Consider the following 1,154-nt stretch of genomic DNA (forward strand, 5'->3'; position numbering starts at 1 on the left):
TGAACGTCACGACGTTGGGCGCCCAGAGCAGGGGCATCTCCAAGGACCTCCTCAAAACGCTGACCGACGGCTCGACCTTTATCCTGAAGCTGGAAGCGTCTTTTGATGGAGGGGCAACGCGTTTTCCGTTTTCGGAACAGGCGTACAGCATCAAGAGCGTGCCCGACGTTGGCGCGATTGAGATTACTAAGGTGACCGACTCTTATGGGGCGGAGATCGCCAACGGCGGAAATACTCAAGAGACCACTGTCAACCTGACTGGCACAGCCGATGCAAATACCCAACTTCAAGCAGTTGACGGGTCAACGGTATTAGGAACTGTCACTGTTAACGCCGTTGGCGCCTGGACCTATCAGGCGAACGGTTTATCGGTTTCTACGCATATTTTCACTGCTCGATATGTTGCAGGTGGCCTGACTTCAGATGCATGGACTGTTCAGGTTATAGCCATACCGCTGACCATTGACCAGTCAACGATGATTCTTGATGGCATATACGTAATGGGAAGCCCTGAATGGACGCAAAATGGCAATGACGTAGTAGGTAATACTCAAGTTAGAACACCCTTAGGAGGCACGCCACCTTATACCTACTCATCGAGCAACACACGGTATGCATCAGTTAACCAGCAGGGAGAGGTTAAAGGAAGAGGATGGGGGAGCAGCACCATAACCGTGAGCGATGCACGAAACAACAGCGTCTCTTACACAGTTAACGCCTCGAAAATGTATGCGCTCAGAGTAGCACCTGATGAGTACAGTTTCACCTACGATCAGGCAGTACAATACGCCGAGGACTGGGACTGTTTACCTCTTAGGGAGGCTCACCTAAATGTACTCATACACTTGTATGGCGCTCCATTCCCACCAGACAAGGGCCGATATGGTGACTGCTGGCTTGGAATAAAATCAGGCTGTGGGGAAGACGGTCTTGTCTGGCGGTTTCCTTCAGCACAGAAAAGATGCGCACCTGTTAATGAAATACTCAGCTGGAGAGGAATGTCCATACTAAATTCTCTGGATGACTGGCCAGACTTTCCGTGAATGATCTAGACATAGCACGACTGTAAGCATGATAAAGGGGTCTGATTTATTTAAACCGGGGACAGATTAATTACGGTAAAGCGTGTAAATAAATCAGTCCCCTTGCATTAG

1 protein-coding gene is annotated in these 1,154 nt (G+C 49.7%); it reads left to right on the forward strand.

Features of this window, described 5'->3' with window-relative positions; all coding sequences use genetic code 11:
- Positions 1–1,043, forward strand: a 1,043-nt coding sequence (locus BBI10_RS00115; protein ID WP_141695062.1) for an Ig-like domain-containing protein, incomplete at its 5' end; no start/stop codon positions are given.
- Between the last annotated feature and the right edge of the window lie 111 nt (positions 1,044–1,154).

This window comes from Pseudomonas graminis (genome assembly GCF_001705435.1).
In the GTDB taxonomy this organism is placed as follows: Bacteria; Pseudomonadota; Gammaproteobacteria; order Pseudomonadales; family Pseudomonadaceae; genus Aquipseudomonas; species Aquipseudomonas graminis_B.